The following is a 23394-nucleotide window of genomic DNA, read 5'->3' on the forward strand; positions in this document are numbered from 1 at the left end:
ATGTCCTAAGACTCACCTCTTTTTGACGCTAGGCCGCTTACCTCTAAGCTAGCATTTAGTAACGCAGATAGCCATCTAACTGACCTTAGTTGGCTCTAGCTGGCCACTTTTTCTACGGCAAAACCTAAAGATGTTAAGGTTTCTTCTTTATCATGCGGCGCAAGCACAGCTTTGCTGCTTGGCTTGCCTTGTAGATAGGTGGTGGCCACACGCTTTAAGTCCTCTAACGTTACCGCTAAAATATTAGCGCGCATTTTTTGTTGCCAAGCCTCGCCGCGGTGATGTAAGTCGGCAAAGCAAGATTTCACCGCTTCCCCAGCCGGTGAGCCAGGTTTATCCATGCTAGAGACAATCCCTAAAATGGCCTCTTCTAGCTGCTCAGGCTGCTGCGGCTCGGTCAATAGCCACACCACGCTTTGCTCAAAGTGCTCAAAGGTCTCAGCACAATGCGGGTCACGATAGCTAAAGAACTTAAAGGCACAAGCATTAGCGTCATAGCCTGCACCGCCACCATAGGCGCCGCCACGCTCACGAATGGCACTGTGTAAGTAGCCATTGCGTAAGTAAGGGGCTAAGACCATGAGTGCAGCACTGTCTGGATGATCAGCCGGTACCACAGGATACACAGCCGCATTGTGATAGACATTGGTGGCGACTAACCACGCTAAGTCTGGCGCTTGTCTATCTATACTGTTGTCTTGCGTGCCTTCAGTGTCAGGTGAGGTCAGGGACAATTGTAGCTGTGTGTACTCACTTGGAATGCTGGCTGCAAGTGCCTGAGAGTCTTGTGCCACCTTGCCAGTATAGCGTGACTGTGCCCAGCTTTGCTCAATTAAGTGTTTGAAGTTCTCAGTTTGTTCAGGCTCACACACAATCAGCGCCTGTTTTGGTAAGCTCGCCAAGCGCTGATGCAGTACCATCAATGCCTGAGCCAAATCATCCCATTTACGCTCATCATTGCTGGCCTGCTCCAAAAACTCTTTTAACGCATTAAGTGCGGGCAAGCCACTGCGTACATATTCAAGCTCTGCTTGGCGGCTCATGTGACGGCTGGCCGTTTGCATCGCATAAGCATGACCTGAGCTGGCTAAACGAGATTGCCAGCCGGCACGTCTTTGCTGTAGTAGCTCTTTGATACGGTCATGCTCAGTAAAGATACTGTGCTCAAGCACCTGCTTCACCAAGTCAATGGCCTCAGGCTTACGGTTTAAGGCGCGCGTGGCCACCACAAAATAACTGCTTAAGCTGTCCGGATCTTTAGGAGAGGTGCGCTGACTTACCCGAGCAGTTACCCCAGATGAGTGAGCGGCTTGCAGCGCCTGAAAATCACGCGCTGACAATTCATCTGTACCCAGCTCAGATATTAGCCCCAAATAAAGCGGCAATAGCGGATGGTTAATCAGCTCATCTTGATCCGCCAGCGGCATAATCACTTGATAATAATATAAGCCATTGGTACCCGCCTCATATTGATACAAGACACTGTCGTCACCCGCCAGCTGAATATTTACCTGCTTGCCATGGATAAAGCTAATTGACTCTGGCACATCCTCAAGCCCCACCTTTGGTAGTAAGCTTAAATCATCCGGCGCCGCTTGGCGCTCAGCTAACGCAGCCGCTTGCTGCTTTAATTTAAGCTTATCTTCTTCGGTTAAATTGGCTTCAATACGGTCTAATCGGGCCTGCTCAGCAGCGGCCAATTGAGCAGATTTACTCGCATCAGGTACCAAGGTGACACGCACACGATGCGGGTTGTCTAATAAATGCTGCTTTAATAAACCAGGCAGCCAAGTGGGGTCTTTGACCTGCTCACGCAGCCACTGCAAATGCTCATCCACCTCCCAGATATCGATTGGATTGCCATCATGAATGGCCGTACTAAAGCCTTCAAGCATTAAGTTTAGGCCATAAGGAATACTGTCGCCGCCTATGTGGCGCTGATCTATTTCGATCTGATGCAAAATGGTTTCGATGGCTTCAGGATCAATCTCGCTATCTGCCACTTGCTGCAATAGCTCTAAAATACCTTGTTCAATAGCATCCGCATGCTCAGGCTCGGAGCCTCGCACACCAGCATAGAACACCATCTCAAAATGACTGTCATCAAGACCCAACAAAGGACTTGGCCCTGTGGCCAGAGGATGACTGTCTAAATAGGCACGCAGCGGCGAGCCGGCATGCTCTATAAGCACCCCCTCTAACAAGCGCAGCGCCAAACGCTGTCTGGGATTGGTAATCTCAGGCAGCAGCCAAGCGATGGCATGATGTGTTTGTGCTTTATCAATCTCATCGACCGTATAAGTCTCAGTGACTTGAATGGGTGCCGTTAAACGCTTCTCAGGGCGAGACTGATGTTTTTTTCCTGTCTCAAATTGTGCCAAAGCATCGTCATGAAGCTTCGCCTGAGTCTCATAGACTGGGATATTACCAAAGCTCATAATCACACTGTTTGAGGGATGATAATGGCTTTGATGAAACTGCACCAGCTCTGCATGGGTCAAATCTGGAATATCTGCAGGGTCACCGCCTGAGTTGTAATGATAAGTGGTGGTTGGGAATAAATGGTGCGCCACGCTATGATACAGTTGGTCAATCTCACCGCTCATGGCACCTTTCATTTCATTAAAAACAATGCCTTTAAAATGCGGCTTATCGCTGTCGTCTAGTTCAACGCGAATACCTTCTTGGGCAAAATCCAGTGGGTGCAAATTTGGGAAAAATGAAGCGTCAAGATAGACTGACAACAGATTAAAGTAGTCATTTTTATTTTGAGTAGCAAACGGATAAGCGGTCCAATCTGCTGCTGTCATGGCGTTCATAAACGTATTTAATGAACGCTTAATCATAGAAAAGAAAGGATCGCGCACCGGATATTTGGCTGAGCCACACAGCGCGGTGTGCTCAAGAATATGTGCCTCACCTTTTGAGTCCATAGGCTGAGTGCGAAACCCCACCAAAAATGCATTCTCATCGCTAGGATGCGCTAAATGGTAGTGCATGGCGCCGGTTTGGATGTGCTGACAAATAAGGACATCTAAAGACAGCGCTTCAATTTTACGCTGCTCAAGCAGCTTAAAGCTTGGATGTAAGGTCAAGTCTGGCGTAGCACTGGTGGCTTGCATCTGTTTTGTCTTTGCATCTGGTGTTTTTGCAGGTGGTGTTTGCGCGGAATTTGTTTGCATAGAGGAGCTCATATTATTTATGGTATTTTTATTAGTAGGCGGGTCAAATCATTTTTTGACAAGTGCTGCATTTTGGGCGTGCTGATATTAGTTAATGGAGTCGTTTGCACTTTTTTAAAGCCAAGCCAGTCACTTTCTAGTCACTTTAATGACATAAAGCTACCTGACAGGTTATTGCGCTGACAAATCAGAGTTTTGATTCGGACAGCTGCGCACTTTAGTAATGCTGGGCGGATAGGATTGGCCACTGTGTTTGGCAGGCAGTGTCAAACAAAACACCTCACCATTTTGGGCACGAATAGACTGCTCAAACTGACGAAATTTGACCACATCTCGATCGCTTTGTGAGCTTTGACCGAGTAGCTGCCAAATTAACATACTTATCCAAAAGCCATGGGTGTAGACCACATGATTGCCATCTTCAAACTGCTCAAAGTCGTTAAGTACTTTTGCCACACGTTGATAAAACTGAGCAAAGCTTTCGGTATCAGCCCCTTGCGAGTACTCAGGATGTGCGCTTGCCCAATACTCATCCATTAAGGCCAGCCGAGTTGCAAAATCTCTGCCCTCAATACAGCTAAAGCTCAGATAGTTAAACTCTTGCAAGCCTTCAATGATTTGGGCGCTCATTGCCACCCTCTCCAATAGCGGCTGCGCTGTTTGCTGAGTCCGCAAAAAACTTGACACGCTGATGGATTCAATGTGATCACCTAATGTGTGCTGCACCCACTGTGCCACAGAATGCGCCTGCTTGTGTCCCAATTGCGTTAAAGGAATTTGTGAATTAGGCTGCGCCTCGCCTCCGGCGTTAGCTGTGCTTTGGCCATGCCGGATTAAATAAATTTTTCTCATAGATAGGTATACTTAGATGGTTTGGATGTGATTTTTAGACATCATCTTTAGAAGTAGCCTGTAGACTGTCTTTTTAAGCGTATTGCTAAGCTTTATTAATCAGTAACCGCCAGTCTACTTGAGTCGGTCGAAAATTCAAACTCATTTTAAAACAAGTACAAAGGCAGCGTCTTATTTTGTGGAACATCACCAGACGCGCCAGTCACCCAAAGCCAAATTTTATATTTTTCTGCTTTTTCTGCTGCGCCCTTATTTTAAAAGCTTCTCAGCCAGCCCTTGTGATATCAAGGGCTATCAAAGTTACCCCCATCACCTGTGGATAACTCTGTGTATAACTCAAAACTTGACAAGATTTAACACAGATTCAGCAAGGCCTCACCTTAAATTGTATGTTTTTTAAACAGTTTAAAATTATAATAAAATCAAGTACTTACAACCATACCGTTTAACTGCTAATTTTTTTTATTTATTTTTTAATCACCTTAAAAATGCAGCAATGTTTCACAGACTACTGCCGCTATGCCCTCCACAATCTGGCTAAATTGCAGTATGATAGCGGCACGATTTTTAAACCCTCATTGACACAATATAAGTTGGAATTATTATGTACGACGTTATGGCTGTAGGAAACGCTTTGGTAGACCACGAATATCTATTAAGCGATGAACAATTGACCTCAACCAGCTTGGCCAAAGGCAGCATGACCTTGGCCAGTTTGGAGGAGCAAACCCAGTTATTGTCTGAGTTTGAAACCAACGACCTACAGCCTTCAAAACAAACTGGCGGTGGCTCGGCAGCCAATGCCATGTTTGCTTTCGCCTGCCTTGGTGGCAAAGCCTTTTATGGCTGCCGTGTTGGTAATGACCACGCCGGCCAATTTTATTTAGATGATTTAAATCAAGCTGGTGTCGCCACCTGCAATACCAAATCTACGGTAGAAGGCGGCGTGACTGGCTCATGTGTGGTGGCCATTACTCCAGATGGCGAGCGCACCATGCAGACCTTCTTGGGCACCTCAAGTGAGATTGATGACGCCAATATCGATTTTGAAGCCTTGGCCCAAAGTAAGTGGTTGTATCTAGAAGGCTATTTGTCCATGTCAGCCAGCCTACACCCTGCCCTACAAAAGCTACGTCAACAGGCCAAAGACAACCATACCAAAATTGCGGTAAGCTTCGCTGATCCTGCGGTAGTCAACTTTGCCAAAGATGGCCTGCTACAAATGCTGGGCGATGGCGTTGATGTGATTTTTTGTAATGTTGAAGAAGCCAAGCTCTTTACTGGAGCAGACGATATTAAAGCGGCAGCCCAAGCACTGACCGACTTCTGCCAGTTGGCAGTGGTCACCTCGGGCGCGCAAGATACCATGATTTGTGAGCGCAGCGAAGCGGGCCAATTAAGCCTAATTCAAGTCGCCACCCCTAAAGTCGATACCGTCATCGATACCAATGGTGCAGGCGATAATTATTCAGGCGCGTTTTTATATGCTTTGGCCAATGACTGTACATTAACTCAGTGCGGTCAATTAGCCGGTCAGGTGGCAAGCCAAGTGGTACAACAGTTTGGTCCACGTTTGAGCCTTGAGCAGTATCAAGGTATTGCTCAGCAAGTACTGCCTGCCCGTTCTTAGTAGCTTAGTATTAAAGTACTAATGAGTTAAAGTAATAAGCAGTCAAAGTAAAAATAAAAAGGCAAATAACAAAATACAAAATCCCAGACTAGTCTGGGATTTTGTATTTTAAAGTCAGTGTTATATTAAGCCTTGGCCAATGCCTGTGCTAAGTCCGCTTTAATATCTTCAATATGCTCGATGCCAATCGACAGACGAATCATATCCTCACTCACACCTGCATTGGCAAGCTCTTCATCATTTAATTGACGGTGAGTGGTGGTGGCGGGGTGGCTGGCCAATGATTTGGCATCACCGATGTTGACTAGGCGGGTAATCAGATTGAGTGCATCGATAAATTTAGCACCCGCTTCGCGCCCGCCTTTTACCCCAAAGGTTAAGATGGCAGAAGGCGTACCCTTCATATATTTTTGTGCCAACTGATGGTCAGGATGATCCGCTAAGCCGGCATATTTTACCCATGCCACTTTATCGTGACCTTTGAGATACTCTGCCACGGCTTGAGCGTTTTGTACATGACGCTCCATGCGTAGGCTTAGCGTCTGGATACCTTGCAAAATACTAAAGGCATTTAAGGGACTCAGGGCAGCGCCAGTATTACGCAGCGGTGCCACGCGAGCACGGGCAATATAAGCGGCAGCGCCGACATCTTTAACGAAGTTTACGCCATGATAGCTGACATCAGGCTGATTTAATAAAGGAAAGCGCTCTGGATAATCGCCCCAGTGAAACTGACCACTGTCAACAATAGCACCCCCAATTGAAGTACCGGTACCACTCATATACTTGGTCAATGAATGCACCACGATATCCGCCCCAAATTCAAATGGACGGCAAATGGCAGGGGTTGCTACGGTGTTATCGATGACGACCGGCACACCGTGTTTATGCGCCGCGTCTGCGATGGCCTCTATATCAATGATATTGCCTAGCGGATTACCGATACTTTCAGCAAAAACCATTTTGGTTTTCTCATCGACTAAGTCATGAATGGCCGCTGGATTTTTGTGATCAAAAAAGCGCACTTCGATGCCTTGACGCGGCAAGGTGTGGGCGAAGAAGTTATAGGTGCCGCCGTACAAGGTAGAGGCGGCAATGATGTTGTCGCCCGCTTCACAAATGGTCTGTACCGCATAGGTAATGGCGGCCATACCAGAGGCCACAGCCAATGCCCCAATACCACCTTCTAAAGCCGCTACCCGCTCTTCTAGTACCGCATTGGTGGGGTTCATAATACGGGTATAGATATTACCTGCCACTTTTAAATCAAATAAATCTGCACCATGCTGAGTATCATCAAAGGCATAAGAGCTGGTGTGGTAAATCGGCACGGCAACCGCTTTGGTGGTCGGCTCTACACTGTAGCCAGCATGAATCGCTAAGGTTTCTAGGCGCTGATTATTCTCAAGTTGGCTATTTTGACTGTCCGTTTCGCTCATAACATTTCCTTAGTTTATGGGGGGATAGAAGAGTGTGACTCCACAAAGGATGCATAGCTTGGTTTATTTTTTATCTTATGTAAGCTTAGCCATCTAAGCTTACCAAACTTTTGCCCACCCTAGATTAAGCCATAAAAAAGCTGGATTATCCAATGATAACCCAGCTAATTGATAAATATAATGACTAATTATTATGATACTTATTACCGACCCTCATATTAATCAGATCGATTTATAGTGTTTACTTGTAATAAGCATTTTCGGTGCGGGTGTGGTCCGTATCGTCGACCACTTGAGTCAACTCAGGGATTTGCTGCTTAAGCTGCACTTCTACACCTTGACGCAGGGTCATATCCACCGCTGAACAGCCCTGACAGCCGCCACCGAATTTTAATACCGCAGTCAGGCCCACGCCCTCTTCTTCGATAAGCTCTAGTAGCTGAACATCACCGCCATGCGCCGCTAGGCTTGGGTTAATCTCAGATTGTAGAACATAGTTGATGCGCTCTTCTACGCTGGCATCAGCACCCACTTTAGGCACTTTTGAATTGGGCGCACGGAAGGTCAATTGACCGCCAAAACGATCTTTATTATAGTCGATCACCGCATCTTCTAAGTAAGGCACAGAAGACGCTTCAATATAGGCAGTAAATGGCTCAAATGGCATTTGTAAATCAGCTTCATCTTCTTCACCCGGCTGGTTGTAAGCCATACAGCACTCGGCACGCGGCGTCCCTGGATGCTCAACAAAAATACGCACACCAATGCCTGGGGTTTCTTGTTTGGCTAATAATTCGGCCAAATAATCTTGTGCAGCTTTGGTAATGGTGATGTTGCTTTTAATGTCGGATTGTTCGATATCAATTGCTGAGACTGGAGCATTATCAGTCATAAGATGACCTCTTGTGTTGTGAAGAATAAAACGGAAATATAACGCTTAATATGCATTTGTAATGACTCTATTATGGCGCTGATTGCAAATTAATCAAGGCAAATACGTATAACAATAAGCATATCTTAGTAACCTTGATGCTATTAAATACCCTAGAATCTAAATGGGTTTGAGAGGATGGTGCTGCTTATTTACAAGCTAAATTTTACAATATGGCTTATAATATGGCACATCAAAAATAATTATTTCCTAGGCGCGGTTATTTCTACTAATCCGCCACTAACAAAACTTGTAGTCCCCCTATCCAGCTTTTTATATTTTCATTTATTATTGGTAACGTTTGCCAAATTTTTGAGTATAAAAAGTGTAGAGTTGAATATCATGACCTTATTTAGTGCGGTTATCTCTATTTTTTTATTGATAGCGATAAGCGCTATCGTATCAAGTTCTGAGCTTGCCTTAGCTTCTGCCCGAAAAATAAAATTGCAAATACTCGCCAAAGAAGGGGAAGTACGAGCCCTCGATGTGCTCGGTATGCAAGAAAACCCCGGTAGCTTTATCACCGTCGTACAAGTGTTGTTAAACGCTGTGGCCATTTTGGCCGGTGTCATTGGTGAGTCTGCCGTCAGCCCCTATCTGCTCGCGCTCATTGGTCATGAAACCTTAGCGTCGGTTTTGTCCTTTATTTTGGTCACCAGTGTGTTTGTGTTATTCGCCGATCTCATGCCTAAGCGTTTTGCCATGACTTACGCTGAGCCCATTGCCATACGCCTTGTACGTCCGATGATGATGCTTATTTTTATATTCAAACCCATCATCTGGGTATTTGATGGCGCGGCAGATTTACTGTTTAAACTGATGGGCATCTCCACCGTTCGCCGAGACGACATGACATCAGAGGACATCTATGCGGTCATGGATGCAGGCGCTGAGGCAGGGGTATTAAAACATCAAGAGCATCATCTGATTGCCAATATCTTTGAGATGCAAGAGCGTACCGTTACCTCAGTAATGACCACGCGTGAGTATATTATTTATTTCGATTCTAATGAAAAACATGATGTCATCGTCGAGACTATGATTCGTGAACCACACCATAAGTTTTTGGTGTGTTTAGAAGATGACTTAGAGCAAACCATTGGCTATGTTGAGTCACGTGCCTTTTTGGCCTTGGTGCTACAAAAAGAGCAGGTGCGCTTGACAGATCCAACCATTCTACGTCCTGCGCTATTTATTCCAGACACCTTATCGCTTTTTGATGTTCTAGAAACCTTTAAAACCACCGGCTCTGACTTCGCGATTATCGTCAATGAGTATGCCCTTGTGGTGGGCGTCATCACCCTAAAAGATGTCATGAGTATCGTGATGGGTGAGCTGGTAACGATGGATGAGCAGCCTATTGTACAGCGTACTGAGAACTCTTGGCTGGTCGATGGCATGACGCCGATTGAAGATGTGATCCGCACCGTAGGCATCATAGATTTGCCCAAGTCGGAGAACTACGAGACCATCAGTGGCTTTATGATGTATATGCTGCGTAAAATTCCAAAAAAGACCGATGTCATTGAGCATGGCGGCTTTAAATTTGAGATTTTAGATACCGAAAACCTCAAAATCAACCAGCTATTGGTGACCAAGATCGAAAGTGATAGCTAACTTACGCCACACCGCTAAAGCCAGGTTTAGTGTGTGAAATAAAGACAGTGCCCTTTGAAGATGGTCGCTCTTTAAGACAGCCTGCTTTTACCACAATGCTTTTTTTAGTTGAGTGCCTTTATGTCAAAATCACCCTTAATCTCCCGCCTGCCCTTTATCTCGATTTGGGCCGACGGCGATGCTCAGCAGCGTACGGCGCTAAAGGGCGTGGTTTTGGCCATTGTTTCAAACTTATTATTCGGCGTGCTTTATTTTTATAGCAGTCTTTTGCAGCCATTAACCGGCACTCAGGTATTTATCTGGCGCATGCTGTCTATGTGGGTGGTGTTGGTTGGTTTTTTGGCAATAACTGGCAGGCTCAGCTTTCATATCAATCGCTTGCGTGAGCTAAGCAGCTTTAAGCAGTGGCTGTGGCTACTATTACCCACACCCATATTTTTTAGTCAGCTGTGGCTATTTATGTGGGCACCGGTCAATGATCAAGGGGTGCAAGTGGCCATGGGCTACTTTTTGTTTCCGCTAATGATGGTGGTGTTTGGTTTTATTTTTTTTGGTGAGCGCTTAAGCCGGTTGCAGTGGTTGGCGGTATTGTTTGCCATGCTGGGTATTGGCCTTGAAATGCTACGTACCCAAAGTGTGTCTTGGGCCACGCTATGGGTGTGCGGCACCTACCCTATTTACTACATCCTGCGCCGCTTGCAGGGCATAACGGCGATGACGGGGATGCTGGTCGATTTGAGTTTATTTTTGCCCATTGCAATAGGCTATCTGGTAATAGCAGCGCCTGGTAACTTTATGTTTGTGACCGGATCTGGGCTGTATTTTATGTTGGTTGCAAGCTTAGGGGTAATTAGCGTATTAGCCTTAAAGACCAATATTGATGCCAGCCAAATACTGCCAGTCAATGTGTTTGGTATGATGAGTTACCTAGAGCCTTTAGTGCTGTTTGTATTGGCAATTACCGTGCTCGGTGATAGCTTTGAGACCAGTATGCTCTATAGCTATGGCTTTATTTGGCTGGGCATTATGTTCTTGATTGCTCATGGTATACAACAAATACGCGCCAATAGACGCAGCCCCAAACCTTGGCAAAAAGGGGCTCGGGTCAGTTAGTTCAGCTCGCTTGCTCATGTCAGTGATCTAAGCAATATAGATGCCCCATATCAGCAAACATTAAAAAATAAAAAGATACCGAGCTTGAACCTAACTTCACACAATAAAACGGCAAGTTCACAGCTTAGTGTTTAGACTCATTACTGTCACTTAATAAAACAATAAATAGAGGTTGTTATGAAGTTATATGTATTGCCCGGCGCCTGCTCGTTCGTTCCTCATACCGCTTTAGAATGGGCCAACGCAGATTATGAGTTACAGATTATGGACCATGACTCTATCAAGTCAGAAGCCTATCTAAAGATTAATCCGCAAGGCTCAGTGCCTGCGCTTGTCGATGGGGATACGGTGGTTACCCAAAATATTGCGGTACAGACCTATATCAATGCCCGTTATCCAAAGGCGCACATCTTCGGCAACTACGCCACCCCTGCCGAACAAGCGCAGATTCTACATTGGCTGGCATTTTTGAACTCAGATGCGCATAAAGGATTTGCGCCTTTATTTGCGCCCGAGGGCTTTGTAAGCGATGAGTCAGCTCAGCAAGACTTGGTGGCTAAAGCCAAAGACAAGCTGGTCAAACTGTTCAAACTGCCCAATGAGCAATTAGCAACAAACGACTATCTCGTAGGCAGCAAAAGCACCGCAGATTTATATTTATATGTGATTTTACGCTGGTCAAAAAACTTTAAGCTTGATCTATCACAATACAGCAACTTTAATGCCTTCATTGAGCGCATCGAAGCGGATGCAGGCGTTACCAAAGCACTGCAACAAGAAGGGCTAGAAAAGATCGGTTCGTTATAACAAAGCCTTTTTGGCCAGTAAAACAGATCAATCATCTTCGTTCAACACTCGCTAAAACAAGCCCTTCTAAAAAATAGAGGGGCTTTTTTTAACCCCTTTAATACGTTTTGGTACGCTTTAAATATTGTTATTGGTCTTATGAGTGTGTCACTATATTCGTCCTTATTAATGTTGATATCTTTTATAGTATGTTCAAAGTCTGCGCAGGAGCCTTATAATGAGTGTGACACCCGAATCCCGCCCTATTGAATCTAATAGCCCAACCAATAGTGGTGCGACTAAGTCTGCTGCCACCCGTCGTTATAAATACTTGGTGTTTATTGGTCGTTTTCAGCCCTTTCACATGGGCCATAAAGCGGTAGTCGATGAGGCATTAAAACGTGCCGATAATGTGATTATGCTGATTGGCTCAGCCAACCTACCCCGTAGTCTACGCAATCCTTTTAGCGTGGAAGAAAGAGCTGAAATGATTGAAGGCGCCTACTCTGATAAAGATGCCGCCCGTATCCATTGCGTGGGTCTGGATGATGCCTTATATAATGACACTCGCTGGCTACAATGCGTGCAGCAATCGGTGTACTCAGTCACCAAAAACTTGCAAGAAGACATTGCCTTAATTGGCCACTCAAAAGACAGCTCGTCTTACTATCTATCGCTCTTTCCTACATGGGAGTCCATCTCAGTACCCAATTACAAAGAGCTTTCCGCCACACCAATTCGCGAAGGCTACTTAATGGGCGCTACACCGACCAAAGAGCGCACGCCTGCCTCTACCCGTGCTGTACTCGAAGCCTTTAAACAGACGCAAGAGTATCAGCAGCTGCATGAAGAGGCTTGGTTCGTTGATAATTATAAAAAACAGTGGCAAGACACCCCCTATCCGCCCACCTTTATGACTGCCGATGCGGTGGTGGTACAGTCAGGGCATATTTTATTGGTCGAGCGCCGCAGTATGCCTGGCCGTGGACTGTGGGCATTGCCCGGTGGCTTTGTTGACCAAAAAGAGACCCTATTAGATGCGTGCGTGCGTGAGCTAAGAGAGGAGACCAAGCTTAAGGTGCCTGAACCTGTACTGCGCGGCTCACGTCATTCCCAGCATACCTTTGATGACCCCTACCGCTCAGCACGTGGCCGTACTATTACCCAAGCCTTTTATTTTCAGCTAAAAAATGACGCCAAAGGTTTGCCAAAGGTAAAAGGTGGTGATGATGCGGCCAAAGCATTTTGGTTGCCGTTGGCCGAGCTTGATCCCAAAAAAATGTTTGAAGATCACTATGCCATTATTACCAAGATGGTGGGCTTATGATGTTTAGTATCCATAAAGACCTGTATAGATGGCTATTTTATGGTTTTGCCCCAAGCGATAGACGCAGTGGGTTTTTAGACGGCACTCAATTATCGAGTGTCTTACAATCAAGCAGAGGAGTTCTGTGATGTTTACCGCAAATTTTAATAATTTGATTTTAAATTCTGATAGTTATAAGACCTCACACTGGCTACAATATCCACCTGGTAGTGAGTATATGTCAAGCTATGTCGAGGCGCGTAAAGGCGACTATGATGTGGTGTTTTTTGGTCTACAAGCTTTTATAAAAGAATACCTTAATAAGCCGATTACCACAGCGGATATCGATGACGCTGAGCTGGTGATTAAAGCGCATGGCCTGCCTTTTAATCGCAGCGGCTGGGAGCGCCTAGTCGAAAAACATAACGGCTACTTACCCATTCGGATTCAAGCAGTGCCCGAAGGCAGCTTGGTTCCTGTATCTAATGTGGTGTGCCAAATCATTAATACCGATCCTGAGTTTTATTGGCTGCCAAGCTATCTTGAGACCACTTTGCTTAGGGCCATTTGGTACCCCTCGACTGTGGCCAGCTTATCGTATTACTGCAAAAATATTATTAAAGCTGCCCTAGAAAAATCTGCAGATAGCAGCGCAGGCTTGCCCTTTAAGCTGCATGATTTTGGTGCTCGCGGAGCTTCTAGCATGGAGTCTGTGGCATTAGGTAGCCTTGCACATTTGGTTAATTTCTCAGGTACTGACAGTATGACGGCACTGGTTGCTGCAAGCCGCTGGTATGGCATGAGCGATAACATGCCAGCCTTCTCAATCCCAGCCGCTGAGCACAGTACTATGACCGCCTGGGGCCGTGAGCGTGAGACTCAGGCCTATGCCAATATGCTCGATCAATTCGGCGGTGAAGGTCACATGGTCGCTGTGGTGTCTGACAGCTATGACTTATGGAATGCCATTGATAATATTTGGGGTGATGCGCTTAAACAGCAGGTAGAAACTATGGGAGGCACCTTAGTGGTCCGTCCAGACAGTGGTGATCCAGCCAAAGTCGTGCGAGAGGCACTCGAGCGCTTATCGGTCAAATTTGGATACCGTGTTAATAGTAAAGGCTACAAGGTTTTGCCAGACTATGTACGCCTAATTCAAGGTGATGGCATTAGTCCGCAGAGTCTAGGTAAAATTTTAGACACCATTATGCAAGCAGGCTTTAGTGCCGATAATGTCACCTTTGGCATGGGCGGCGGCTTATTACAACAAGTCAACCGCGATACCATGAGCTGGGCAATGAAGGCCAGTGCCATTCGCATCGATGGTGAGTGGAAAGATATCTTTAAAGACCCCATCACTAGCCGCTCAAAGCGCTCGAAAAAAGGCCGCTTGGCATTAATTAAGCAGACCAATGGCACGCTCACCACCATCAAAGAGGACAGCTTAAACTCCCCCGAGGACAACTTACTACGCGATGTCTTTGTCGATGGTAAGCTGTTAGTCGATGATAATCTGACCACCATCCGTCAACGTACTGGCTGGTAGCGTCAACACTCATTTTTATGGTGCTTTTATTCCAGCCTAGCCCATAAAATAAATAAAGCCCGGATTAAGGCTTATTCCGGGCTTTTTTGGGGCTTGATGGGCTAAAAGTTAGGCACATGGCACCATCATTCACACTGTCGATACTTACCTTAGCAAGTGCTTATTTAACAAGTGCTTATTTACCAAGTGCCTATTTACCAAGTGCCTATACTGTTCAGCCATTTTTAAATGTATTAGACTCTCAATATCTTCATTAATCATTTTACGACAGTAGGTTTTTATGATTCCATTACAGCCCAAGCACATCGCCTTAGCACCAGTCTATTTATACCAAGGCCTAAAGCTCAAACGTACCGCTTTACGCTTGCCAGAGGCGCAAGGTGAGCGTCATGGCCGCTTGCTACTGTCTGATGCGCATCTGAATGATGCCAATACCCTAAGCTTAATGCTGCTTGGCGACTCTTCGGCGGCAGGAGTTGGGGTTGGGTCACAGCAAGAAGCGCTGGCCGGTCATCTGCTAGGTCACTTACAGCAGACCCCTGAGATTACTGCTCAATTTAATCAAATCGACTGGGCACTGCACGCCACCTCGGGCCACACCAGCTTTGATGCGCTGCGTAGACTTTACGTATTGCCCACCCCGCAGCGGCCAGTGGATGTAATGGTGGTTCTGATTGGCGTTAATGACACCACCAGCAATGTGTCTGTGAGCCAATGGCAAGCACAGCTCCATCAAATTATTGAGCTGGGCAAACGTAAATTTGGGGCGAAATATATCTTATTTGCTTGCTTACCACCGATGCAAAACATGCCCGCTATTCCAAGCCCCTTAAATAAGCTATTAGGCAGCAAGAGTCAGCTGATGAATGATAAGCTTATCGAGGTGTGTGAGTCGTATCAGCAGGTATATGCACTGCCTATTGAGTTTGCCAATACCGGCTTAAGTGATGCCGATTTATTTGCTGAAGATGGCTTTCACCCCAATTCTCAAGCTTATTCATTCTTGGCGCTTAAAATTGCCAAGAACATTACTAAGCTTATGGTTTCAAGCGGTATAGACACGCACAAGTAATTGTTCTATCAAGAGTTGACTTCCTCCCCTCGCTAAACCGAGGGGATTCCTACAGCTAGACGGTCAAGCCCGACCGCAAGGATGTTCTTAGCAGCATTGATATCTCTATCATGCCATGTGCCACACTCAGCACACCTCCATCCTCTTATTCCAAGACCTGCTCTACCTTTTGGACTACTATCACTTATTTTAAGACAGTGCGAACAGGTCTGGGTAGTGTAACTCTCATTCACCATCTCAAGCTGACAACCTGCATACTTGCATTTGTATTCCAGTTGTCGTTTAAGTTCAAACCATCCTGCATCGTATGTCGATTTAGCTAGGTTGGTCATCGAATTAGTGAATGAGCGTGATTTAACATCACCAACCACAATTAAGGCATTATCCTTAACTAATTGGGTGGTGAATTTGTGTATGGCATCTAATCTTGAGTTTTTGATCTTGGCATGGATTGCCTTTACCCGGCTTTTATTGTTTGCACGCTGGGCGACTGCTAATTTATTCGCCCATTTTTGAGTTTGTTTAGTTGTCAGCTTGTCACCGTTTGATGTGGTAGCAGATTCCTTTAAGCCTAAGTCAATACCAACGCTGCCTTTGCCACTTGCTTGTCTAGGAAAATCTTTGACGGTAATACAGGCATACCAACGGTTACGACTGTCTTGCACTATCTCAAGCGTATTGATTTGATATAGGTTTAGATTATAGCTATCGAATACGTCTATGATAAGCTTTTGACCTTTACAGAGCGATAGCTGTATGGTTGATTTAAGTGCTTTCTTTCCCGTTTGTCTTGTATTTAGATACTTGATAGCAGACTTTTTAAAGGGTATCCAGCCTAGGCTTTTACGTTTGGCATCAGGTCGGTTGGTTCGCCAATTGAGTTTAGCTTTTTTAAACTGTTTACGAGATTTGGCATGAGTTTCGTTGATGGCTTGCAAAGTTTGCGAGTGTAAGCCTAAATACTCACCACTGCCTTTGGTGTATTGGCTTAAATCATAGGCCCAAAAGCACTTACCTGTGCGTCTTACATGCTCAAAGCTTAACGCATTAACATAGTTCCACGCATAGTTAACACTCCCAGCTAGTTTGTTTAGCTGGTTTGCATGTTTGTCTTTGATGCGTAGCTTGAGTGTTTTCATAGGGTTAGTATGGCGAGGTTAATTTTAACTTGCAATACTTTAAGTACTGATCACGACAGTGTGTGTCGCCTTATATCCACCCCCTGAAGTGGGTGGTTTTACGGCGACCGGTGATAAATCAGTGCATCAGACGCTACTAGCAGAGGCTGTGGTGCTTGGGCTTTACAGAAGGCCCTTGCGGCGCATCTGCTTATATACTACGATGACCACCACCACGTTGAGCAGCAACACCCCAAGCTTGATCCAGTCAAAGGGGCGCACAATCAGATAATACACCTCAACAGGGATAAATATCCCATAGCCGAGTACGCTATACCAATACGCCCATGTCTTGTCTTTCCATAAACCATACGCCTCAATAAAGCGTAAACTGGCATACCCTAGGATAATCAAGGTAAAAATATGCCAGTTTTGGGAAGCCTGATGTGCCGCTTGAGTCAGTGCAGCCACCTGTACACTAAACAAGGTACCAAAGCGCTCAACCCAAGCCGTGTTAGCCAAGCTAATAAAGTCTGTCACATCACTGTGCCACGCCCATAAAGCAAGGGCAGCCAATACTGCCCCGACACCTTTGGCCACCTCATATAAGGTAACGGCTTTAATAGAGCCACTTACCTGTGGCGACTCAGTCAAAATAAGTCTCCACTACTTTGCCTTGCAGTGTTTGATTTAAAAACGGCGTATTCTTGCCTTTTGACAACATCGTTTCGGCGGTCAATTGCCACTGCAAGTTCGGGTCAACCAACACCGCACCGCCCACGTCATTGTACACCGCTTCAATACCAGCAATACGTGCCGGCGCTAGGCAAATCTTGTCAACCAACTGCTCAGGAGTTAACACCCCCTCTCTAACCAGTTTGCAGCCTAGAGCCATAAAGGTATCGAAGGTTGAAATCCCTGGGGTAGATTCTGCAAAAGGTGCCTTTTTAGCCGAGTCATTTAACGGCTCGTGATGACTACAGATGGCATCAATGGTGCCATCTTGTAAGCCTTTACGCAGCGCTTTTTGATCGGTATTACTACGCAGCGGTGGCAAGACAAAGGCTTGAGCATTAAAGCCCTCGATATTATCATCGGTTAAATGCAGCTGATGCATCGCCACATCGCAAGTGACTGGCAGGCCTTTGCCTTTGGCCCAGCGCATAAGCTCCACAGACGACTTACAGGTCAGCTGGCTAAAGTGAGCGGCAATACCCGTCTCCTCCACCATAAGCAGCTGAGTGGATAATGCTACCGTTTCTGCCAACCAAGGAATGCCTTGTAGGCCATGAAATGAAGCAATATAACCTTCATGAGTCACACCACCGGCTGAGAGACTGGGCTCATTGGGATAAAAGAATACCTTTAAGCCAAAAGTGGCGGCGTACTCTAAGGTTCTTAGCATCACCAAGTCATTTTCAAAGGCACGCCCTGCATTGGTGACCGCAATACAGCCCCCTTTTTTTAGACCCGCCACATTGGCAGGGCGCTCACCTTTTAGGCCTGCCGTTAGCGCCCCTAAGATGTGCAGATGAATACCGCCATCTTGCTTAGCACGCTCACGTAAGCCTTTTAGTAAAGAGCCATTTTCTAAAATAGGATTGGTATCTGGCGGAGTAATGACGTGCAAAAAGCCCGTGCTACGAGCAGCATAGCCTTCAGATTCTAACGTACCGTGCTGCTGTAGACCTGGCTCACGTAAGCGTGCACACAAATCTACTAAAGGTGGCAGTAACCAGTGGTCTTTTTTTGTTTCGATGTTGGGCTGAGTAAAAGTATTAGGCAATAGGTTTAGCATGACACATCCCGTTTATTTTTGATAAGAAGAATAAAATTGCTTATAAAATGGCTCAAAGCTTGATCATTTTGGGCTAAGTTAACAGGCCAAAAATAGGCAGCTGACTTAAGTACGCTGCGCTAGGTGCTTGAGCGTAGGGCTTGATATTCACGCTGACCTTGCATTGCCATCGACAACACTGCCATACGAACCGCAATACCATTATTTACTTGCTTTAAAATCACCGACTGTGGACCGTCTGCCACGCTAGAGGCAATCTCAACCCCACGGTTCATAGGGCCTGGGTGCATGACCAAGGCATCAGGTTTGGCTTTGGCCACACGCTCTGGGGTAATGCCATATTTTTTAAAATACTCATTTGAAGCGGCCATAAGCGGCGAACCAATACGCTCATTTTGAATGCGCAGACCCATCAGCACATCACAGTCCACCACCCCCTCATCGATGTTTTCAAATACTTTTACCCCATAACGCTCAATACCTTTAGGCAGTAAGGTACGAGGGGCGATGACTCGAATCTCTTTGACACCTAGTATTTTTAGAGCGGCAATATCAGAGCGTGCCACACGAGAGTGCTTAATATCGCCGATAATGGCCACCGTCAACTCTTCAAAAGGACGTGGTGCCTCACGGTGAATGGTTAGCATATCTAGCATGGCTTGCGTGGGATGGGCATGCCACCCATCGCCGCCATTGATAATGGCAATATCGGGGGTTACCTCTGTCGCCATAAAATGTGCTGCACCTGAAGCTGAATGGCGTACCACGAAGATATCAGCGGTCATTGCTTGCAAGTTCCATAACGTATCGCGCAGACTCTCTCCCTTTTGGGTGCTTGAACGGGCAATATCTATGTTCAATACATTCGCGCCCAAACGCTTTTCGGCCACCTCAAAGGTGGTCCGAGTGCGGGTTGATGGCTCAAAAAACAAGTTCATCACCGTACAGCCTTCAAGCTCTGGGCTGTTAATCAGCTGTCCCTTGTCATCAAAGAAACTCTCGGCCTTATGAATAATCGCCAGCAACTGTGCGCGGCTTAGGCCTTCAATGCCCAAAAAATGACGCAAGTGACCATCAGCATTAAGCTGCGGCTTACTCAACGAGGCATTTAAACGCGCTGTGGTTGAGTCAAATTCAGCAGCCATATCAGAGCTTGCGGTATTAGTGCTTGTCTTGGAGGTAGAATCAGTCATGGCAGTTTTAGGCATCCTTTATGAGCAGTGAATATAAACTGGGGAATCTGTAATCGGGTGAAGTATCAAGCCAAATCCATAATAAATCAAACCCAAATTTTATTTCTCTTAAATCCGACCTTAGTTTAAGGGACTTGGCTGCTGATATCGTCATTTTGTCCGCTATTATAATGAAGTAGCACAAGAAATATTGGTTGGTTTTTGCTACACTTTGTGCACTTTAATTAAGAATTTTAATACTCGAGTGTTTGGACCACGTTAAGCCACTTTTTGGCGGCTATCTGCCGCTATAGTTTAGCGGATTTAAGCGGGCTCAAAAAGCTAACTTTTTACGTCGCTCGGTCAATTATCGCCCTATTCGCCGACTTAATCGTATTTGGTGGTCGTATGTCATGCACATTCACTTTATGGCTAACTGTCGGGCGCATAGCGGTATTGAAATTATAACCTTGGCCAGACGCTTAAACTTTGATCTGGCCTTATATTTTGTGCCAAGCTCTATGCTGCATCTACGGTATCTATTCAACTTGAGGTATTCAACATTAGGTATTCAATGCGGCCTATGTATAGATGAGCTTGTATAAATTACCTATCGCCTTTTATATTAGCCGATTATTCCCTTGATATTGTCCCATTTTTAGGAGTTTTTATGACCAGCCTTACCCAGTACTTTGAGCAACACCCTAAGCTTCCGCAAACCCAAGCGGTGATAGATGTTATAACCACCATCACCAATGTCGGCAAACAAATCACGGACCTGCTACGTCAAGGTGCGCTAGCAGACATCCATGGTGAAGCGGGTGCTGAGAACGTCCAAGGCGAGCAACAAAAGAAGCTAGATGTTATTGCCAATGACTTATTACTAGAGGCGCTAACGGCAAATAAACACTGCGCCGGCGTGGCCAGTGAAGAGCTAGATGATGCCACTCCTGCCAATGAGTCAGGCGAGCTGTTAGTATTATTCGACCCACTGGATGGCTCATCAAATATTGATATTAACATGCCTACCGGTACTATTTTCTCTATCTTACCGCACAATAACAAAGGCCAAGCAGCACAAAACGCTGACTTCTTACAAAAAGGTACTGAGCAATTGGCGGCAGGTTATCTGCTGTACGGCTCATCAGCGATGCTTGCCTTTACTTTATCTGAGTCACTAGACGCCAATAATGAGGGTGTGGTTATGTTTAGCTTAAACCCAAGCACGGGGGAGTTTGAGCTGGTTAAAAACAACATCACTATCGATGCAGACACCAAAGAATACGCCATTAATGCCTCAAATGCTCGTCACTGGCTACCACCCATGCAGCAGTATATTAATGAGCTATTGGCAGGCAGCACCGGACCACGCGGTAAGAATTTCAATACCCGCTGGGTTGCGGCCATGGTAGGCGATGTACACCGCATCTTATGCCGCGGCGGTATCTTCATTTACCCCAAAGACACCAAAGACCCCAATAAAGCGGGCAAACTACGCTTAATGTATGAAGCTAATCCCATGAGCCTGCTGATTGAACGTGCAGGTGGTGCTTCAACCGATGCCCTAAATCGTATTATGGATTGTGAGCCTACCGATATCCACCAACGCGTGGCGGTGGTGCTGGGCGCAAAAAACGAAGTTGAGTATGTCCAAAAGCTACATCAGCAGGCCTAATAAACTGAGCACTATTTGCTATAAGCGCCCTATGAAAAGACCAAACTCAGGCAGTTTGGTCTTTTTATTTTCGTGTGAGTAACTAAATATCGAGCAAGGTGTGTTACCCTACTGGCCTATATCTCTGTTTTAAAGACACTGCCCTTAACCTCAGAGATATACTTTAATATTTAAACCAAACGAGCAAATAATGACCGACATTATCACCAATAAGTTTTCTAACTATCCTGTTATTACCTCAGACAAAAACCCAACAGCCAAGCTGGCTAAAGCCCTATTAACGCAATCACGTCAGCGTAAAAAAACAGGCCAAACGGTACTTGAGGGGGTTCATCTTATCGAAGCTGCCCTACAGGCCGACTTCCTGCCAGAACAAATTATCATCTCTTATAGCGGTCTATCACATCCAGAAGTACAAACACTATTAAGCTCATTGAGTAATTATAACCTCGATAACAAGGTAACTGTGGTTAGCGATAGTGTCTATCAAGGTATAACCACCTTAGGCAGTGGTGTTGAGATTATGGCCATTGTGACAGTACCACAACATGATCTACAAGCTCTAAAATCTCCGATTACGACAGATTGCTTGATATTAAATGACGTACAAGACAATGGCAATGTGGGCACCTTACTGCGGACTGCAGCAGCCGTCGGTATCAAAACCATAATCTGTACTAAAGGTAGCGCCCAAGCTTGGTCACCAAAGACGATGCGTGCCGGTATGGGCGCGCAGTTTGGCCTGACCATTTATGAAGGTATTGAGGCGGATGAAGTATTGGCTTATTTGCGCCTTCCAGTATTTGCTACCAGCTCACATACTGATAACATTATTTATAAGCAGAATCTAAATCGTCCTGTGGCTTGGGTGATGGGTCATGAAGGACAAGGTGTCTGTGACGATATCATGAAGCTTGCCACACCAGTAGCGCTGCCTCAACCAAATGGTCAAGAAAGCTTAAATGTGGCCATTGCAGGCGCTCTATGTATGTATGAGACCTTGCGCCAAAGACACTATGTCGACTAGATTTTCATGTCTTTGTCAGGTCATGCTAGGTAGATATAAAAAATGGCGCCGTTTGGCGCCATTTTTTAGATCTATGCACTCATCAAATGTAGGGTTTTTCGCGCAACCATTTTGTGGCAAGATACTTAACGCCCTCGGTGACAGGCATACCAGCATGTAATGTCAATGGCTCAATCTCTCCCTTTAAATTAGTATTGGCAAAATATAAGGCTGAGCCCTTGTTAGGTCGTATCTCAAAGTTTAAGTTTGGAAAACGGGTGGAACCGCCAGAGTCTACTTCAGATAAATACATCAAGAATGTGCCAACGCGCTGTCCACCTTGCTTAGTGACCAAGCGACTGCTTTTCTTCGCAGGGTCAAAAAAGTCAAAGTGAGGACGATATTCTCCGCCATCTTCATATCGAAGTACTTGTAGCCCTTCGCCATGATCGACAGGCCAATTTATTAAATCAGCAATACGCGCTTCTATGGTTTTTATTATGTCTATCTCGCCTCTATGATAGCCTGTACTAGTACTTGTGCGGGCACTGTGCTCGACAAAGCTTCCATCCTCAGGGTCAACCACTCTAGAGGCTTTTAACTTCTGATCTGCATCGCTAATTAAGGCATCACACTCTTCTGGGCTAAGAAAGTCATTAATAACCGTTACAAATGGCTTATAACACACAAAGGAGAGGGAGACCTTTTTGTCAGACAGCTCAACATAATTATTGGTCATATTTATATGAGGGATTTTTTGATTACTGCTTTTACTAATCAACTCATAAGCTGCATCTACCCATCCTCTTTCGAATAAAGAAGCAGCTAAGTTATTGGCAGGCACCCCTCGAGCAAGATTAATTTTCAACCATTCCTGCCACTCTTTTTCTAAACTTTTTAATGCGCTCATCTACCACTCCATAGTCTTGTTGAGCCTTGTACGCTATTAGATACTTATGACATCTACTGTGATTCATTGAAGATATTAAACTCATAAGCTTTAGTCCTTTAATATCTTAGCTGATATTAACCATATTTCCAACGCCACAATACAGATACGCTTAAAAGCAAATGAACACCTATCCAAAAATTGCCCATAAAAAAACCGCCTCATATGAGGCGGTTTTTTTGCTTGATAGCGTTATTAACAC

The 23394-nt window shown here is 45.5% G+C and carries 18 protein-coding genes; 9 read left to right on the forward strand and 9 right to left on the reverse strand.

The genetic code is table 11. The annotated features are described in order from the left end of the window. Positions 1-95 precede the first annotated feature (95 nt). Complete coding sequence (locus MN210_RS10035; RefSeq protein WP_338412843.1) at positions 96-3122, reverse strand: insulinase family protein; 3027 nt, start codon at positions 3120-3122, stop codon at positions 96-98. Between the two features lie 231 nt (positions 3123-3353). Then, positions 3354-4034: a histidine phosphatase family protein gene (locus tag MN210_RS10040; protein WP_241878457.1), complete on the reverse strand. Its 681-nt coding sequence runs from the start codon at positions 4032-4034 to the stop codon at positions 3354-3356. Between the two features lie 604 nt (positions 4035-4638). Between MN210_RS10040 and MN210_RS10045 the strand changes: the two genes are divergently transcribed. Continuing rightward, a complete protein-coding gene (locus MN210_RS10045; RefSeq protein WP_338412150.1) occupies positions 4639-5664 on the forward strand; it encodes an adenosine kinase in 1026 nt (341 codons plus the stop codon). Positions 5665-5789: 125 nt separating this feature from the next. Here the strand turns inward: MN210_RS10045 and MN210_RS10050 are convergent, their stop codons facing one another. Together MN210_RS10050 and nfuA are read right to left on the reverse strand one after the other, a co-directional pair. Continuing rightward, on the reverse strand, positions 5790-7103 hold the full coding sequence (locus tag MN210_RS10050) for an O-acetylhomoserine aminocarboxypropyltransferase/cysteine synthase family protein (protein WP_338412151.1): 1314 nt from the start codon (positions 7101-7103) through the stop codon (positions 5790-5792). A gap of 241 nt (positions 7104-7344) precedes the next feature. Beyond that, positions 7345-7995, reverse strand: a complete 651-nt coding sequence (gene nfuA, locus MN210_RS10055) for a Fe-S biogenesis protein NfuA (RefSeq protein WP_011961064.1) — start codon at positions 7993-7995, stop codon at positions 7345-7347. 381 nt (positions 7996-8376) lie between these two features. On the opposite strand from nfuA, the gene paeA reads away from it, so the two are divergent. The 6 genes from paeA to MN210_RS10085 all read left to right on the forward strand — a co-directional run bounded on the left by paeA (position 8377) and on the right by MN210_RS10085 (position 15474). After that, positions 8377-9651 (forward strand): polyamine export protein PaeA, encoded by a 1275-nt coding sequence (paeA, locus tag MN210_RS10060; protein ID WP_011961065.1) that lies wholly within the window; start codon positions 8377-8379, stop codon positions 9649-9651. 120 nt (positions 9652-9771) lie between these two features. After that, entirely contained in the window at positions 9772-10764 is a 993-nt protein-coding gene (gene rarD / locus MN210_RS10065) for an EamA family transporter RarD (protein ID WP_338412152.1), read from the forward strand. 177 nt (positions 10765-10941) lie between these two features. Beyond that, on the forward strand, positions 10942-11571 hold the full coding sequence (locus MN210_RS10070) for a glutathione S-transferase family protein (protein ID WP_011961067.1): 630 nt from the start codon (positions 10942-10944) through the stop codon (positions 11569-11571). Between the two features lie 217 nt (positions 11572-11788). Next, positions 11789-12877, forward strand: a complete 1089-nt coding sequence (locus MN210_RS10075) for a bifunctional nicotinamide-nucleotide adenylyltransferase/Nudix hydroxylase (RefSeq protein ID WP_338412153.1) — start codon at positions 11789-11791, stop codon at positions 12875-12877. Between the two features lie 127 nt (positions 12878-13004). Next, a complete protein-coding gene (locus MN210_RS10080; RefSeq protein ID WP_338412154.1) occupies positions 13005-14402 on the forward strand; it encodes a nicotinate phosphoribosyltransferase in 1398 nt (465 codons plus the stop codon). A gap of 280 nt (positions 14403-14682) precedes the next feature. Continuing rightward, positions 14683-15474, forward strand: coding sequence for an SGNH/GDSL hydrolase family protein (locus tag MN210_RS10085; RefSeq protein ID WP_241878461.1), 792 nt, complete (start codon positions 14683-14685; stop codon positions 15472-15474). A gap of 32 nt (positions 15475-15506) precedes the next feature. Here MN210_RS10085 and MN210_RS10090 read toward each other — a convergent pair whose 3' ends face one another. From MN210_RS10090 to MN210_RS10105, 4 genes are all read right to left on the reverse strand, one after another. Continuing rightward, a complete protein-coding gene (locus tag MN210_RS10090; RefSeq protein ID WP_241878462.1) occupies positions 15507-16613 on the reverse strand; it encodes an RNA-guided endonuclease InsQ/TnpB family protein in 1107 nt (368 codons plus the stop codon). 162 nt (positions 16614-16775) lie between these two features. After that, positions 16776-17246: a DUF2127 domain-containing protein gene (locus tag MN210_RS10095; protein WP_241878463.1), complete on the reverse strand. Its 471-nt coding sequence runs from the start codon at positions 17244-17246 to the stop codon at positions 16776-16778. Further along, a complete protein-coding gene (locus MN210_RS10100; protein ID WP_338412155.1) occupies positions 17239-18390 on the reverse strand; it encodes a dihydroorotase in 1152 nt (383 codons plus the stop codon). Before MN210_RS10100 ends, MN210_RS10095 begins: the two co-directional genes overlap by 8 nt. Before the next feature lie 119 nt (positions 18391-18509). Beyond that, a complete protein-coding gene (locus tag MN210_RS10105) occupies positions 18510-19583 on the reverse strand; it encodes an aspartate carbamoyltransferase catalytic subunit (RefSeq protein ID WP_041773349.1) in 1074 nt (357 codons plus the stop codon). Positions 19584-20232: 649 nt separating this feature from the next. Between MN210_RS10105 and MN210_RS10110 the strand changes: the two genes are divergently transcribed. After that, entirely contained in the window at positions 20233-21237 is a 1005-nt protein-coding gene (locus MN210_RS10110; RefSeq protein ID WP_155587657.1) for a class 1 fructose-bisphosphatase, read from the forward strand. 190 nt (positions 21238-21427) lie between these two features. Then, positions 21428-22264: a TrmH family RNA methyltransferase gene (locus tag MN210_RS10115; RefSeq protein WP_338412156.1), complete on the forward strand. Its 837-nt coding sequence runs from the start codon at positions 21428-21430 to the stop codon at positions 22262-22264. A gap of 82 nt (positions 22265-22346) precedes the next feature. On the opposite strand, the gene MN210_RS10120 is transcribed toward MN210_RS10115, so the two are convergent. Next, the gene (locus MN210_RS10120) at positions 22347-23153 is read right to left on the reverse strand and encodes a 2OG-Fe(II) oxygenase (protein WP_338412157.1); all 807 of its coding nucleotides are present in this window, start codon (positions 23151-23153) and stop codon (positions 22347-22349) included. Positions 23154-23394 lie beyond the last annotated feature (241 nt).

The sequence above is a fragment of the Psychrobacter raelei genome (assembly GCF_022631235.3).
Classification (GTDB): domain Bacteria; phylum Pseudomonadota; class Gammaproteobacteria; order Pseudomonadales; family Moraxellaceae; genus Psychrobacter; species Psychrobacter raelei.